The 14,726-nt window shown below is 64.1% G+C and carries 10 protein-coding genes; 6 read left to right on the plus strand and 4 right to left on the minus strand.

Annotated features, from left to right (window positions below; all coding sequences use genetic code 11):
- Window position 1: 1 nt before the first annotated feature.
- Window positions 2-334: a PadR family transcriptional regulator gene (locus AC07XS_RS01840; RefSeq protein WP_182713232.1), complete on the minus strand. Its 333-nt coding sequence runs from the start codon at window positions 332-334 to the stop codon at window positions 2-4.
- Window positions 335-479: 145 nt separating this feature from the next.
- Here AC07XS_RS01840 and AC07XS_RS01845 point away from each other — a divergent pair, with 145 nt between their 5' ends.
- Complete coding sequence (locus tag AC07XS_RS01845) at window positions 480-3,875, plus strand: class I SAM-dependent DNA methyltransferase (protein WP_182713231.1); 3,396 nt, start codon at window positions 480-482, stop codon at window positions 3,873-3,875.
- A gap of 14 nt (window positions 3,876-3,889) precedes the next feature.
- Window positions 3,890-4,930, plus strand: coding sequence for a restriction endonuclease (locus AC07XS_RS01850; RefSeq protein WP_182713230.1), 1,041 nt, complete (start codon window positions 3,890-3,892; stop codon window positions 4,928-4,930).
- Between the two features lie 70 nt (window positions 4,931-5,000).
- On the opposite strand, the gene AC07XS_RS01855 is transcribed toward AC07XS_RS01850, so the two are convergent.
- Window positions 5,001-7,901, minus strand: coding sequence for a TonB-dependent receptor domain-containing protein (locus tag AC07XS_RS01855; protein WP_321207921.1), 2,901 nt, complete (start codon window positions 7,899-7,901; stop codon window positions 5,001-5,003).
- A 393-nt stretch (window positions 7,902-8,294) separates the two neighbouring features.
- Between AC07XS_RS01855 and uvrB the strand changes: the two genes are divergently transcribed.
- Complete coding sequence (gene uvrB / locus AC07XS_RS01860; protein WP_182713228.1) at window positions 8,295-10,649, plus strand: excinuclease ABC subunit UvrB; 2,355 nt, start codon at window positions 8,295-8,297, stop codon at window positions 10,647-10,649.
- Window positions 10,650-10,653: 4 nt separating this feature from the next.
- Here the strand turns inward: uvrB and AC07XS_RS01865 are convergent, their stop codons facing one another.
- Window positions 10,654-11,118 (minus strand): DNA mismatch endonuclease Vsr, encoded by a 465-nt coding sequence (locus AC07XS_RS01865; RefSeq protein ID WP_182713227.1) that lies wholly within the window; start codon window positions 11,116-11,118, stop codon window positions 10,654-10,656.
- A 118-nt stretch (window positions 11,119-11,236) separates the two neighbouring features.
- Here AC07XS_RS01865 and AC07XS_RS01870 point away from each other — a divergent pair, with 118 nt between their 5' ends.
- Together AC07XS_RS01870 and AC07XS_RS01875 are read left to right on the plus strand one after the other, a co-directional pair.
- Window positions 11,237-12,565, plus strand: coding sequence for a DNA cytosine methyltransferase (locus AC07XS_RS01870; RefSeq protein WP_182713226.1), 1,329 nt, complete (start codon window positions 11,237-11,239; stop codon window positions 12,563-12,565).
- Window positions 12,558-13,355, plus strand: coding sequence for an endonuclease (locus AC07XS_RS01875; protein ID WP_182713225.1), 798 nt, complete (start codon window positions 12,558-12,560; stop codon window positions 13,353-13,355). Before AC07XS_RS01870 ends, AC07XS_RS01875 begins: the two co-directional genes overlap by 8 nt.
- Before the next feature lie 410 nt (window positions 13,356-13,765).
- Here the strand turns inward: AC07XS_RS01875 and AC07XS_RS01880 are convergent, their stop codons facing one another.
- Window positions 13,766-14,065, minus strand: coding sequence for a helix-turn-helix domain-containing protein (locus tag AC07XS_RS01880; RefSeq protein ID WP_182713224.1), 300 nt, complete (start codon window positions 14,063-14,065; stop codon window positions 13,766-13,768).
- Between the two features lie 126 nt (window positions 14,066-14,191).
- Here AC07XS_RS01880 and AC07XS_RS01885 point away from each other — a divergent pair.
- Window positions 14,192-14,726, plus strand: a 535-nt coding sequence (locus AC07XS_RS01885) for a hypothetical protein (protein WP_182713223.1), incomplete at its 3' end; no start/stop codon positions are given.

The raw sequence follows: 14,726 nt of genomic DNA on the forward strand, positions 1-14,726 counted from the left end.
ATCACAACATCGTCTCCAGCGAGGCCGACAGGCCCCGCCATTCGGCCGCCAGCCGCGCCAGCAGGACCTCGCCCCGCGCCGACAGGCGGTAGAAGCGCTTCTTGCGCCGCTCCTCCTCGCGCCATTCGCTGTCCAGCAGCCCCTGGCTCTCCAGCCGGCGCAGCAGCGGATAGAGGGTGCTCTCCTCCATCTCGACGCCCGCCGCATTCAGGGCGACCCGCAGCGAATAGCCGTATTGCTCGGTCCTCAGACTGGCCAACACCGCCAGGATCAAAGACCCCCGCCGCAGCTCCAGCCGCAGACTCTCGAACAGCAGTTCCTCATCCTGGCTCACCCGCCGATCTCCATGCGCCACATAGTGTGTGACACACAGTGTATGGGACATACTGTGTGAGGGAGTCAAGCGGGGGCGGCTTCATTCCCGTCTTGCAACCTCTCGGCGATCCGGGCCAAGTGCGCCCTTCTTGGGGGAGACCGACTTGGACGTCGAAACGTTCATCGAACGCTGGAGCAAGGCCCGCGGCGGCGCCGAGCGCGCCAACTATCAGATGTTCCTGACGGAACTGTGCGAGGCCCTGGGTCTGCCGCGACCCGATCCGGCCAGCGACGACACGCGCACCAACGACTATGTGTTCGAGCGGGGCGTGAAGCGGCGCGAGTCCGAAGGCCTGGCCTCGACCTTGCGGATCGACCTTTACAAGCGCGGCTGTTTCATCCTGGAGGCCAAACAGTCCCGCGCCGACCATCGCGACGAAGGCCAGACCTCGCTGTTCAAGGCGGACGAAGCCGCCTCGACCGCCGCGGCCCAGGGCAAGTGGGACGTGCTGATGCGCAACGCCCGGCGCCAGGCCGAGGACTATGTCTTCCGCCTGCCGGCCGACCATCCGGCCCCGCCCTTCATCATCGTCTGCGACGTCGGCTATGTGTTCGAGGTCTATGCCGACTTTTCCGGCAGCGGCCGGGCCTATTCGCACTTCCCCGACCGCAAGGGCTTCCGCATCCGGCTGGAGGATCTGCGCGACGAGACGATCGTCAAACGGCTGAAGGCCATCTGGACCGAGCCCCTGTCGCTGGACCCGACCCGTGAGTCGGCCCGCGTCACCCGCCAGATCGCCGAGCGGCTGGCCGAGGTGTCGAAACGGCTGGAGAAGAAGCATCCGGCGGAAGAGGTCGCCCATTTCCTTATGCGATGCATCTTCACCATGTTCGCCGAGGACGTGGACCTGTTGCCCAAGGGCAGGTTCACCGCCCTGCTGAAGGACCAGCTGGACCATCCCGAGAGCTTCGCGCCGATGCTCCAGGCCCTGTGGAAGAGCATGGACGCGCCGGAGTACGAGAACCGGTTCTATGCCGGGTTCGGCCTGCACCTGCGGCATTTCAACGGCAGCCTGTTCAAGAACGCCAAGGCCTTCCCCCTGGGACGCGAGGAGATCGGGGAGCTGCTGGCCGCCTCCAGCCACGACTGGCGCTATGTGGAGCCGGCCATCTTCGGCACTCTGGTCGAACAGGCGCTGGAGCCGGGCGAGCGGCGCAAGCTGGGCGCCCACTACACCCCGCGTTCCTATGTCGAGCGGCTGGTCGAGGTGACGGTGATGGAGCCGTTGCGCGGCGACTGGAACGCCGCCCTGGTCAAGGCCGGGGATGCGCGCGAACGGGGTGAGCATAAGGAGGCGGTGGCGGCTGTCCGCGCCTTCCATCATCAGCTCTGCACCACCCGCGTGCTGGACCCCGCCTGCGGCACCGGCAACTTCCTCTATGTCTCCCTGGAGCTGATGAAGCGGCTGGAGGGCGAGGTGCTGGAGGCCCTGGCCGAATTGGGCGAGACCGAGGGCATCGGTTTCGAGACCGTCGATCCGCACCAGTTCCTGGGCATCGAACTGAACGTCCGCGCCGCCGCCATCGCCGAACTGGTGCTGTGGATCGGCTATCTGCAACAGCATTACCGCAACAGCGTCGAACACCCCGCCGAACCGATCCTGAAGGCCTTTGGCAATATCCAGCAGAAGGACGCGGTCCTGACCTGGGACGGCTATCCCGAGCTTCAGTTCGAGATGCGGGACGGGGTTGCGGTTCAGATCTATCCGAACGCGCGGCGGCCGGACTGGCCGGAGGCGGAGTTCATCGTGGGGAACCCGCCGTTTATCGGAAATAAGCGGATGAACGATCAGCTTTCCGAGCCTTACGTCCGAGCACTCCGAGGGGCCTGGGTGGACGTCCCGGAGTCAGCCGATTTCGTCATGTATTGGTGGGCCAAAACGGCGGATTTGGCTTCAACGAGGCATATCAAGCGTTTTGGACTTGTCACCACGAACTCGATCACGATGGCCTTTAACCGTGCTGTGATCGAAGAACGGCTACGGTCCAAACGCCCGATTTCCCTGGTGTATGCTGTGCCGGATCACCCGTGGACTGAAGGGGATGCCACAGCCGCCGTTCGCATTGCCATCACGGTAGGAGCGGCTGGCGATTTCGCGGGGACCGTGCAGTCTGTGGCCAATTCTCGACATGGGCAAGCAGGCAGCGATCAGCTTCTTCCCCCGACATCTGGAAAAATCACTCCTTTCCTCACGACAGGGGCAATGCTTTCCTCGGCCAAGCCGCTCGATGCAGATCAAGGCCTGTCCTTTATGGGAGTAATCCCAGTTAGTCTCGGATTTGTCCTATCATCGGCGGAGGCTTTGCATCTTGATCAGAACGGGGGAGATGCTGTGCGGCCTTACCTGTCTGGCAAAGATTTGACAGACAACCGACCGCCCCGGCTAATCATTGACTTCTTTGGGTTGTCCGAGTCTGAGGCCAGGCAGAAGCACCCACGCCTGTTCCAGCACGTTCTGGAACATGTGAAGCCTTTTCGCGATCAGGTGGCCCGATCAAATCACCGCTTGAATTGGTGGATTTTCGGCGAGGCGCGGCCGGGGATGCGCAAAGCTCTCGAGGCACTGCACCGCTATATCGCAACGACCGAAACGTCGAAGTATCGGCTATTCACCTTTTTGCCGACACGCATCCTGCCCGACCAAAAGATTAGGGTGATCGCCCACGACGATGCTTGGCTGCTTGCCGTTCTTTCGTCGCGGGTACACGTGCACTGGGCGACTTCAATAGGAGGACGTGTCGGAAAGGGTAACGACCCCGTCTACAATAACACGCTCTGCTTCGACCCCTTCCCCTTCCCGGACCCGTCGGAAACCATCCGCACCACCCTCCGCGACCTCGGCGAGGAACTCGACGCCACACGCAAGACGGTGCAGGCCGAGCATCCGGACCTGACCTTGACCGGCCTCTATAATGTGCTGGAGAAGATCCGCGCCGGGACGCCGCTGGACGCCAAGGATCAGGACGTCAAGGAACGCGGCCGTGTGCTGATCCTGAAGGATCTGCACGATCAGATCGACCGGGCGACCCTGCAGGCCTATGGCTGGGACGATCTGATCCCTCTGCTTTCGTCGTCCGACGATCAGGCGCGCAAGCGGCTGGACGAAACCCTCCTGGAACGCCTCGTCGCCCTGAACGCCGAACGGGCGGCGGAAGAGGCGGCGGGCCATGTGCGCTGGCTGCGGCCCGACTATCAGATTCCGCGCTTCGCCAAGGGCGCCGCCGCCAAGTCCGGCGAACTGGACCTGGGCGAGACGGTCGTCGCCCTCGACAAGAGTCTGCCGGTCTTCCCCAAGGACAAGGGCGAACAGGCCATGGCGATCCACGCCGTGCTTCAGGCGGCGAACCGCCCGATGGACGCCGCCGCCGTGTCGCGCGCCTTCAAGGGCGGCGGCAAGCGGATCGAACAGCGGGTGGTGCAGGCCCTGTCCACCCTGGTCCGCTACGGCTGGATCAACGCCCTGCCCGGCGGAACCTATGCCGCGCGCCGCGCGGCTTGACGGAGACCTGATCAATGCCTCGACTATGGATGGTGCGGCTCGGCAAGTTCGGCGAACAGGAGGCCCACGCCCTGGAAACCGGGGAACTGGTCACGGGATGGGAGCTGCCGGACCTGACGCCTGCCAACACGCGCGAGGCGGTGCTGTCCATCCTGCACCAGGCCCTGCCGGACGAGCAGCCGGGCACGTTGCGCAACTGGGCCGCTCAGCTGAACCAGTTGAAGAACGTCGCCGTTGCAGGCGATCTGGTGGTGACGCCCTTGAAGACCACCGGCCGCCTTGCCGTCGGCAGGCTTCAGCCCGGCTATATCCACACCGAGGCCGGGGCGCCCGCCCGTCGTGTGGAATGGCTGCGCACGGACCTGCCCCGCGACGCTCTGAAACAGGATCTGCTCTATAGTCTCGGCGCGTCGCAGACGGTGTGCGAGATCAGCCGCAACGAGGCGCTGGCGCGCCTGCTCGCCGCTGTGGAGACCGGCGTGGACCCCGGCGCAGCCGCCCTGCCCTCGACCAAGCCGTCATCGACGCCGGAAACCGGGGCGGAGGAAGCCGCCGAAACGTCCGATATCGCGGACCTGGCCGAGTTGGCGCGCGACCAGATCGAGCGGCGCATATCCAGCCAGTTCGCAGGCCACGCCTTCACGCGCTTGATCGCCGCGCTTTTAGGAACTCAGGGATATCAAGTCGAGGTCTCGCCACCCGGGCCGGATCGAGGCATCGACATCGTCGCAGGCCAGGGCGCCCTCGGCCTGAGCGGCCCCAAGCTTGTCGTTCAAGTCAAGTCCGGCGGCATAGTGGTGGACCAGCCGACGCTTCAAGGACTGATCGGCTGCATCCATGACGTTCATGCCGATCATGGCCTTTTGGTCAGTTGGTCCGGCTTTAGCCCGCCAGTACGAAAACGTGTGAATGAGCTGTACTTCCGAGTGCGGCTTTGGGACCGCAAACAGATCGTTGACGCCCTGCTGACCCATTACGATGACCTTCCCGCCGACATACGCGCCGAACTGCCGCTGCGACGCATCTGGACCCTGGTTCCTGACATGACGGTATAATCGGCTTCGATCGCAAAAAGGGGCGGCGGACCGAAGTCCGCCGCCCCGTTCTTGTCGCGCTGACGTCGCCTTAGAAGGACTTGGTCAGGTTCACGAAGGCCGTGCGGCCCAGGTAGTCGTAGCCCGAGTACAGCGGGGCGTTGCCGACCCGGTTGTACACGCCCGCCGAGATGGTCGGGGGGTTTTCGTTGAACAGGTTGCGAACGCCCAGCGTGGCGGTCCAGCCGTCGGCCGAATACTGGACCGAGGCGTTGTGCAGCCAGTAGTCGTCCACCGCGAGGTCGTAGTCCGAGGTGATCGGATCTTCCTCATAGTAGGCGTAGCTGTCGGTGCCCTGGATCCATTCGACGCCGTAGCGGACGCGCCATTGATCCCAAGCATAGGAGACGTCGGCGGTGCCGGTGAACTCCGGATTGTTGACCATGCCGGTGTAGTCGACCAGCGGGTCTTCCTCGAACAGCTTGTTGGAGATCTCCGTGTACTGGGTGATCGCCAGGTTCAGCAGGGCCGTGCCGGGACCGACGTCCTTGCGATAGCGGACCGTATAGTCCAGCCCCTTCACATTGTCGGTGGCCAGGTTCACGTAGCTGTCCGAGACCGTCAGGCTGTTGTCCGCCGGATCACGCGACACCAGGCGGCAGAAGCCGGCGTCGGCGGCGAAGTCTTCCGGGTTGGAGTCGTAGCAGCGGGTCAGGATTTCGCCTGCGCCGGTGCGCGACACGCCGTTCTCGACCTCGATCTCATAGTAGTCGACGGCGAAGGCCAGGTCGCCCCAGCTTGAAGGCATCGGAGGACGCACGACCAGACCCAGGGTCATGTTGGTCGAGGTCTCGGCCGACAGGCCGGCCTCGGCGCCCCCTGCGGTGATCACCCGGACGCTGTTGGTGGACTGGAAGTCGCCGGCCAGGCCTTCGGACGCGCAGTTGGCGACGCGGTTGGGGTTCACGCCCGGCGCGCCGTAGTCGTTGCAGCGGTCGATCGAGTTCGACTGGAAGCCGCTGGTGGCGCCGACGAACTGTTCGAACAGGGCCGGGGCCCGGTAGGAGGTGCCGTAGGTGCCGCGCAGAGTGATCCAGTCGATCGGACGATAGACCAGACCGATCTTGTAGGTCGTGTCGTCGCCGTAGGAGTCATAGTCGGTGTAACGGGCCGAACCGTTCAGGGTCAGCTCGCGCACGCCAGGCAGATCGACCAGCAGCGGGGCCTCGATCTCGCCGAAGACTTCCTTCACCGAATCCGAACCGCGGGTGATGGCCGAGGTCGAATAGTTGTAGGTGTTGCCCCGCTGGCTATCCAGGCCCGGGGTGTCGTCGATCTCGGACTCACGCCATTCGGCGCCGAAGAAGCCCATGACGCGGCCGGCGGGCAGGCTGAACAGCGGACCGTCGATGCCGATGCTGGCGACCTTCTCGATGAACTCGGTCGTGCCGGTCACCGGACGGAAGACATAGTCCTTCCAGTCCTCCGGCAGGACGCCGCCGATGGTCTGGGTCGTCAGGGCCGGAGCCGCGACACAGCCGGGGTTCGACGCCAGGGCGGCGCACTGGAAGCCGCCCGCGCCGTCGCTGACCACGTCCAGCGAAGCGATCAGATTGTCGGTCAGGAACTGTTCGCTGGTGTAGGTCGATTTGGACCGCGAATAGCTGACATAGGCGTCATAGCGCCATTCAGGCACGAAGAAGTCGCCCTTGATCCCGGCGACGTAGCGGCCGAAATCGACCTCCTGTTCGGAGTGATCGTTGCCGTAGCCGATGAAGGCGCGCACGCCGACGTCTTGGCCCTGGTTCAGCCCTTGGTCGCCAAAGGCGACGCTGCCCTGCAGATTGGCGGGGATCAGGGGGCTGCCGACGGCGTAGTCCAGCGCCAGCTGGCGGTAACCGGTTTGCGACGACTTGCGCTGATTGAACAGGGCCTCGCCGTAGATTTCAGCATTGCCCAGGGCGTTCAACTGATAGCCGGCTTCGCCGTACAGGGTGGTGATCTCGACCGGCGAGATCAGCGACTCGTTCAGCATCCGGTCTTCGAAGGTGTCGCGGACGTTCAGGTCGTTGCCCGGGCCGCCCACGCCTTCAAAGCCGACCAGACCGGTCGTGACGGCCGAGTTCGGACGCCAGCGGTTGAAGGTCGTGCCGGTCGCGCCCGGCGCCGCGACGCCGGTCGTAGCGCCCGTGGCGATCGTGTTGATCGTCACGCCGTTCGAGCCGGTCGTGGTGACCGGATAGCATTTCGACTGGCCGGTCAGCGGGTCGATATAGTCCTGGCCGTTGCGGAAGCCGTCGGTCTGGCAACGGGTGAACTCGCGGTCGCGCAGGGTCAGTTCGTCGCGCTCGTAGCGCTCGATCGAACCGGCGGCGCGCCAGCGATCGCCGCGAACGCCTGCGGTCAGCGACAGACGGGTCGAACCGCCCGCGCCATTGGCCTCCAGGGGCTCGTTGCGCTGTCCTTCAAAGACCAGGCCTTCGAAGTTCTGGCGGGTCTGGATATTGACCACCCCGGCTACGGCGTCGGAGCCGTAGACCGAAGAGGCGCCGTCGCGCAGGACTTCGACCCGGTCGATCATGGCGGTCGGCAGGACGTTCAGGTCAGCCGCGCCGACCGAACCGCGCGAACCGGCCGGCGAAACGCGACGGCCGTTCAGCAGCACCAGAGTCCGGCTCGGGCTCATGCCGCGCAGGCCGATGGTGTTGGCGCCGGGGCCGCCGTCGGTGACATAGCCGCCGTAGGCGTTGTTGATTTGGGACGTGCCGCCGGTGACGGCGGTGCTTTGCAGCGCCTCAGTGGTCGAGGCGAAGCCCTGCAGGGTCGCCTCTTCGCGTGTCACCACCTGGGTCGGCGAGGGCGCATTGTAGTTGTCGCGCCGGATGCGCGAGCCGATGACGACGATGTCCTCGACCTGGGCGGAGCCGTCCTGGGCCGCCGTTCCGTCCTGAACCACGGCGGCGTCCTGGGCCAAGGCGCCAGAAGCGGCCAAGACCGAGATAGAAGCGGCCAATCCCCCGACAATCGTCGAAGAAAGAAGAGTGTTTTTACGAGTACGCATACGCCCCATTCACAAACAGTATTGATACACTACTTAGATCGGTAGCCGGGTAACAAAGGTATATATCACCGATACATCAAATGTATCAGTTCTGTGACTCTGTTAGGGATCAGGAATACGGGCCGCAACCAAAAAGTCGCACAAACGTACGATTAGCGACGAAAAACCGCAAAACAGCAGCCACGTCGCGGCATATCGAAGCATGTTCTTTTCGCGTAGTGACGTTTTGTCGCCATTTTTTGGCCCGCATGCGCCACATTCCGGGCGCTACAGGCGCTCTTCGGCTCTCTGGCGCCCTTGAAGTCGCCGCACTAAGTTCTGTTCATGAACCGTTCTTCGACGCCGAAGCCCGCTGCGGCCAAGCCCGCCAAGCCCGTCTCCGCAAAGCCCGTCCATGTGCCCGATCCCGGCGTGCGGGAGGCGGCGGCCGCCTTCATTCGCGACACCGGGAAAATGCCGATGTTCGCCCCGGTGACGGGTCCGCGCCTGACGCCGGAGGAGCCGGTCGCCGCCCCGGCCGACTGGGTGCCGCACCGCCCCTCGCGCGAAGGCGCCAAGAAGGGCGGGCGCTTTCGGCTGGAGACGAAATACACCCCCGCCGGCGATCAGCCCGCCGCCATCGCCGAACTGGTGGCCCAGGCCGAGGCGGGCGACCGGGATCAGGTGCTGCTGGGCGTCACCGGCTCGGGCAAGACCTTCACCATGGCCAAGGTCATCGAACAGACCCAGCGCCCGGCCCTGATCCTGGCCCCCAACAAGACCCTGGCGGCCCAGCTCTATTCCGAGTTCAAGAGCTTCTTCCCGGACAACGCCGTCGAATATTTCGTCAGCTACTACGACTACTATCAGCCCGAGGCGTATGTCCCGCGCACCGACACCTATATCGAGAAGGACAGCTCGATAAACGAGCAGATCGACCGCATGCGCCACTCGGCGACGCGGGCGATCCTGGAGCGGGACGACGTGATCGTGGTCGCCTCCGTCTCCTGCATCTACGGCATAGGCTCGGTCGAGACCTATACGGCCATGACCTTCAGCCTGAAGGTCGGCGATCAGATCGACGAGGCCAAGCTGAGGGCCGATCTGATCGCGCTGCAGTACAAGCGCAACGATCTAAATTTCGAACGCGGCATGTTCCGAAAGCGCGGCGACGTGATCGAAATCTTCCCGGTCCACCTGGAGGACCGGGCCTGGCGCCTCAGCCTGTTCGGCGACGAGCTGGAGGCGATCCAGGAGTTCGACCCCCTGACCGGCAAGAAGACCGCCGAGCTGAACGAGATCACCGTCTACGCCGCCAGCCACTATGTGACCCCGCGCCCGACGCTGAACCAGGCCGTCAACGGCATCAAGGCCGAGCTGAAGGAGACGCTGGACTGGATGATCGAGAACGGGAAACTGCTGGAGGCCCAGCGGCTGGAGCAGCGCACCCGGTTCGATCTGGAGATGATGGAGGCCACCGGGTCCTGCGCCGGCATCGAGAACTATTCCCGCTGGCTGACCGGCCGCGCGCCGGGCGAGCCGCCGCCCACCTTCTTCGAATACATCCCCGACAACGCCCTGCTGTTCGTGGACGAGAGCCACGTCACCATCGGCCAGATCAACGGCATGTTCCGCGGCGACTATCGCCGCAAGTCGACCCTGGCCGAATACGGCTTCCGCCTGCCCTCCTGCATCGACAACCGCCCGCTGAAGTTCGAGGAATGGGACGCCATGCGCCCCCAGACCATCCACGTCTCGGCCACCCCCGGCCCGTGGGAGATGGAGCGGGCCGGCGGCGTCTTCGTGGAACAGGTGATTCGTCCCACCGGCCTGATCGACCCGCCGGTCGAGATCCGCCCCGTCTCGGGCGCCACGCGCAACCAGGTCGACGACGTCATCGACGAGGTCAAGGCGACGACGGCCAAGGGCTATCGCAGCCTGGTCACCACCCTGACCAAGAAGATGGCCGAGGACCTGACCGAATATATGCACGAACAGGGGATCCGCGTCCGCTACATGCACTCCGACGTCGACACGCTGGAGCGGATCGAAATCCTGCGCGACCTGCGGCTGGGGTCGTTCGACTGTCTGATCGGCATCAACCTGCTGCGCGAGGGGCTGGACATCCCCGAATGCGGCCTGGTCGCCATTCTGGACGCGGACAAGGAGGGCTTCCTGCGCTCCGAGACCAGCCTGATCCAGACCATCGGCCGGGCCGCGCGCAACGTCGACGGCCGCGTCATCCTCTACGCCGACCGCATGACCGGCTCGATGGAGCGCGCCATCGCCGAGACCGACCGCCGCCGCGAACGCCAGATGGCCTATAACGCCGAACACGGCATCACGCCCGAAAGCGTCAAGCGCGACATCAAGGAAATCCTCGACAGCCCCTATGAGTCCCGCGAGATGGACCGCCTGACCCGGCCGGGCGTGGCCGAGGCCTCCAAACCCTTCGTCGGCTCCAACTTCCAGGCCGCGCTCAAGGACCTGGAAGGCCGCATGCGCGAGGCCGCCTCCAACCTGGAGTTCGAAGAAGCCGCCCGCCTGCGCGACGAGATCAAGCGCATGAAGCTGCTGGACCTGGAATTCGCCAACGAGGCCCTGACGGGGGCGGGCGAAGAGGTGGACAAGTCGGCGCCGAAGAAGTGGCGCCGGGAGGCGGCGGCGGAGAAGGCGGAGGCGTTCAGGAAGGGGCGGTAAGGCATCAACCGCCGTTACGCGGCAGCCCGCTCAGGAATATTCCTACGCCCTCCCAGAAAGTCGGATGTCGTCCCTTCGTCTCGCATTCCCAGACGACGTGGACCGACCACCCTGCCCGCTCGAGATCGTCCACATTTCGACGATCCCGTTCGACGTTTCTCGCGAACTTGTTCGCCCAGAAATCGATCCTGATCGACGGATGACTAGCTGCTCTGCATCCCGGATGGCGATGCCAAAAGCATCCATGAACGAAGATCACCGCCCGTCTCGACGGCAGGACAATATCGGGGCGTCCTGGAAGGTCTTTGCGATAAAGACGAAACCTATATCCAGCCCGGTGCAGAGCCGACCTCACCTTCAGCTCTGGGGTGGTGTCCTTGCCGCGCACGTTACGCATTATAAGACTGCGCTTCGGATCGACCGGCGTCTCGTCATTCCTCGATGGTCGCCGTTGCTCCACTTCTGCCATCTAGGGTGTCCGTAGCAGGATTACACTACCCTTCCGAAATTAGCTCCCAGGAACAAAAGGCGATCGACAGCGCATCTAAAGGTGTTAGGCTGACTGAATGATGTCGCGAGAAGCCCCCATGAACCGTCCTATCGGAGTCGATCTGTTCGCTGGAGTCGGCGGCATGAGCCTGGGATTCGAACAGGCCGGATTCGATGTCGTTGCCGCCGTGGAGATCGATCCGATCCACGCCGCCGCCCATGCGTTCAATTTTCCCAACACGACCGTCATAGCCCGTTCCGTGCAAGATTTGAGCGGGCAGGAGATTCGCAAGCTTGCCAAACTCGGGGACCGCAAGGTCGACGTGGTTTTCGGCGGTGCCCCCTGCCAGGGCTTCTCGATGATCGGTAAGCGCGCCCTTGACGATCCGAGAAACGCCCTTGTTCGCGACTTTGTTCGCATCGTCCGCGAACTGGACGCCTCCTACTTCGTGTTTGAAAACGTCAAAGGGATCACGGTTGGTCGTCACCGTGCCTTTCTCGAAGAACTGATCGCCGAATTCATCGACGCCGGCTACGCGGTGGAGAATCGTTGGAAGGTTCTCAACGCCGCCCACTATGGTGTCCCGCAAAATCGCGAACGCCTGATCCTGATGGGCGCCAAGAAGGGGCTTCCGCTTCCCCGCTATCCTGAAGCCACGACTCGCCCGGCAGGGTCCAAAACTTCAAAACTGCCGGAAGGACCCAGCTGCAAGGACGCATTGGGCGACCTTCCCGACGCGGAAAAATTCGAACGCTTGATGACGACGGACAGCGTCGCGACGAGTTCGTGGAGCACGCCAAGCGAGTACGCGACCGAGATGCGCTGCAGAACCAGCGACAGCTGGCACTATGGATATGTGCGATGCTGGGAACCGAATGTCCTAACATCCAGCGCACGGACTGAGCACACCGAAATCTCTCGGCGGCGCTTCTCGAATACGGTTCCTGGCGAAGTCGAACCCATCTCTCGCTTCTTCCGCCTTCCGCCGGATGGCGTCTCCAATACCTTGCGAGCAGGCACCGACGCCGCGCGTGGAGCCTTCACCAGCCCTCGGCCTATCCACTACAAGCACGACCGCTGCGTCACCGTCCGCGAGATGGCTCGCCTACACGGTTTCCCAGACTGGTTCCGACTACACGAGACCAAATGGCATGGAGCGAGGCAGGTCGGGAATGCGGTGCCGCCTCCTCTCGCACGCGCGGTAGCCAGTTCGCTGATCGCAGCCATGGGCATCGAAGCTCAACGTCCCGAAAACTCGGTCAAGCTTGGTGATCCGATGCTGGTCTCGCTCAGCATGAAGGACGCTTCCGCACTGTTCGGCAAAACCTTCACACCTCAGCGGCGCGATCAGAAAAGCGGCGCTCGGAAACGGAAGCAGAGCGAGATAGAAGAGGCGAACACCCTCGCACGGATTTCGCATGGCTAAGGCTCCGCCCCGAGAGAACAGATACAAGCTCCTGATCGAGAAGATATTCTTCGATCATTTCGAGCCGGGAACGACGGCGTTCGAATTTGCGCGCAAGGAAATTGAGACCGTCGCCGCGACGCTGGACATCAAGCTGCCCAAAAACCTGGGCGACGTCATCTATGCGCTGAGGTATCGAATAGATTACCCAGACAGTATCAAGGCCACTCAGCCCGAAGGCCGGAACTGGATCATCGAAGGGGCCGGTCGAGCCGGATATCGCTTCCGACTTGTCAAAACCCAACGCATCCTGCCGCAGCCCGATCTCGTTCGGGTATTGATCCCGGACGCAACACCAGAGCTCATCCGCGCCTATGCGCTGGACGACGAACAGGCCCTGTTGGCCATCGTGCGGTACAATCGTCTAATCGACACCTTCCTCGGACTGACGACCTACAGTCTGCAAAACCACCTCCGCACGACGGTCAACGGCATCGGCCAGATCGAGATCGACGAACTCTACGTCGGAATTGACAAGCGAGGCTGTCACTACGTCATTCCGGTTCAGGCGAAGGGCGGCAAGGACCAGATCGGCATCGTCCAGACCACTCAGGACATTCGCTTCGTCGAGCAGAAATTCCCCGGCCTACGCTGTCGGGCCATCTCGGCGCAGTTCATGGAAGAGGGCGTTGTCGCCTTGTTCGAGCTGACACTCCAGGACGACGAAATCCGAATAATCGACGAGCGGCACTATAAGCTGGTGTCCGCAGACCAGATCGATCAGACGGCGATCCGTCGCTACACGGACTAAGATAACGCCTCTTGCCTAGCCGTTCCGACCACCTTCTCCCGCAGGGGGAGAAGGAAGGGCGCCTCCGGGTCCAGGACGCGGTTCAGGTGGGCGCGGCGGCTCTCCATTTCGGCGGCCAAGCTATCCCCTGATCTTTCGTCATCCTCCGGCAAGCCGCGCCTTCGCGGCGCAGACCGGGGGGACCCAGCGTCCTCGGGTCAAGCCCGAGGATGACGTGCGCGGGAGCGCGACCCGAAGGGCGGCGCGTAGCAGCCAACCTGTCGCGGACTCGGTGTTCAGACAGAGTGCGGCGGATGGATTTCGCCTTCGGCGCCTCCCCCGGTCCCGCTTCGCGGGCCGGAGGATGACGAGGGGCCCCCCGGTCTCGCTACGCTCCTCGGAGGATGACGAAAGGAGGGGCGGGTTGACGGCTAAACCAACTCCACCTTCAACGCCCGCCCCAGCACCCGCGCGGCGCGGCTGAGCGTGTCCAGGGTCACGTTCGACGCCTCCGGGTCGAGGACGCGGTTCAGTTGGGCGCGGCTGGTCTCCATCTCGGCGGCCATGGCGGCGCGGGTCAGGCCCTGGGCCTTCATCGCCTGCTGGAGCTGGAGGGCGATCACGCTCTTGACCGCGCGCAGGGTCACCTCCTCGCGGATGCCGTCCTCGTCGAGGACGTCGTCCAGGGTGGCGAGGTCCGACGGATCGCGGAACTTCATGTCTGTCGTCATTGGGCGCTCCCGGGCCTGTGGCTGGATTGATCGTACCATAAATAATACGTTCGTCGTTGCGCTATGGGGAGAAGGAAGAGAGAGTTGCGTCCGGGTTTGGCGTAACGGGGGTTTACGCCATGCGGCATGAGCCAGGGCATTCACCGCAAGATCCGATCCGACGCCGTCTGGGCCGAGGTGCGCAAGGCGTGGGAGGATGGGGAGACGGCGCGGTCGGTGGCGCGGCGGTATGATGTGGGGGTGCACGCCCTGTGGAAGCGGCGCGAGGCGGAGGGCTGGGCGCGGCCCGAGCCGAAGGCGGGGCCGGTGGAGCCGGCCGAGGGCTGGGGCGCCTATGTGCAGACGCGCCGCGACGCCTTCGAGGCTCGCCTGGCGGATGCGCGGGCGCTGGCCGAATGTCTGGTCGAGGCGATGAAGGACGAGCGGCTGATGCGGGCGCCGCACTGGCATATTCCGTGGCTGTATCGCTGGCGCGCCGACCATCTGGGCCCCGAGGCGGCGGCGCGGGACCGGGAACGGGCGGTGGAGATGGGGTATGTCTGGGCCGAGGCGTTCTGGGACGAGGACGGGGCGCTGAGGCCGCTTTACCGACTGGATGCAGAGATGGCGCGTCTGCACCCGCAGGAGTGGCGCCGGGCGGTGGGCGTGCCGGAGGGGGTGG

Source organism: Brevundimonas sp. GW456-12-10-14-LB3, assembly GCF_059424365.1.